We start from the raw sequence: 710 nt of genomic DNA, 5'->3' as shown, positions 1-710 counted from the left end.
AAATGTCTTGGTGGGAATTTAGGGGATTTTGGGGGATTTTACAAAGGTCTCAGGCTAGTTCATCGGGGTGTATAGAAGGCAAACTGTCCATCTTTATTAAGGAAAAAGGTCGTCTGAAACTAAGTTTCAGACGACCTTTAGTCTATAGCGCAAATATCTATCCAAAATACAATCGTCAAAACTATGTCACTATTTATTGAGGGATTTGCTTTCAGACGACCTCGGCAACAGCAAAGAAGCAATCGCGCCTGCAATTGCACCCATTATTCCAACTCCGGTGTATATTTGCCAATCCAATGTCGTTGAACGCTGATATATCAGCATCAATATCCCTTCAGATGCCGCAATCGTAAGTAACACACCTGCCGCTGAAAGTAATGCAAACAACAGCGTTCCTGCTACACTGCGCCGCAAGCACAAACGTTTCGCGACAAGGGTGCATAGCAGCATCGCGGGCAGAGCATGGGCAGTGAAAATCAAAACACTGCTCAATATCTCTAAAACGGACGGATTTCCTTTATCTAAAACATACATGTAAAGCAATAATAAAAACAAGAGTGTTTGTACGCCAAATGCAACCAGCAGCATAGCGGCAGATTTCCAATATGCTTTAATTTTAGGCTGATTCATCATATTCCTTTTTTAATATAGTCATAGTGCAATGTGATTAATTTATCGATTCTATAGTGGATTAACTTTAAACCAGTACG

2 protein-coding genes are annotated in these 710 nt (G+C 40.7%); one reads left to right on the top strand and one right to left on the bottom strand.

What is annotated here, in order from left to right; genetic code table 11:
- Positions 1-200: hypothetical protein (locus HMPREF3277_RS15150; protein WP_210401145.1), on the top strand; the 200-nt coding region annotated here is incomplete at its 5' end.
- On the opposite strand, the gene HMPREF3277_RS02055 is transcribed toward HMPREF3277_RS15150, so the two are convergent.
- Positions 190-630 carry a methionine ABC transporter permease gene (locus HMPREF3277_RS02055; protein WP_246830748.1) on the bottom strand — a complete coding sequence of 147 codons (441 nt, stop codon included), beginning with the start codon at positions 628-630 and terminating at the stop codon, positions 190-192. The two genes, HMPREF3277_RS15150 and HMPREF3277_RS02055, sit on opposite strands and share 11 nt — an antisense overlap.
- Between the last annotated feature and the right edge of the window lie 80 nt (positions 631-710).

This window comes from Neisseria sp. HMSC70E02 (genome assembly GCF_001838645.1).
GTDB classification, from domain to species: Bacteria; Pseudomonadota; Gammaproteobacteria; order Burkholderiales; family Neisseriaceae; genus Neisseria; species Neisseria macacae.
This window is presented reverse-complemented; position numbering and strand designations above follow the sequence as displayed.

Coding starts and splice junctions, on each gene's coding strand:
- HMPREF3277_RS02055 (WP_246830748.1), bottom strand. CDS start 630: ATGAATCAGCCTAAAATTAAAGCATATTGGAAATCTGCCGCTATGCTG.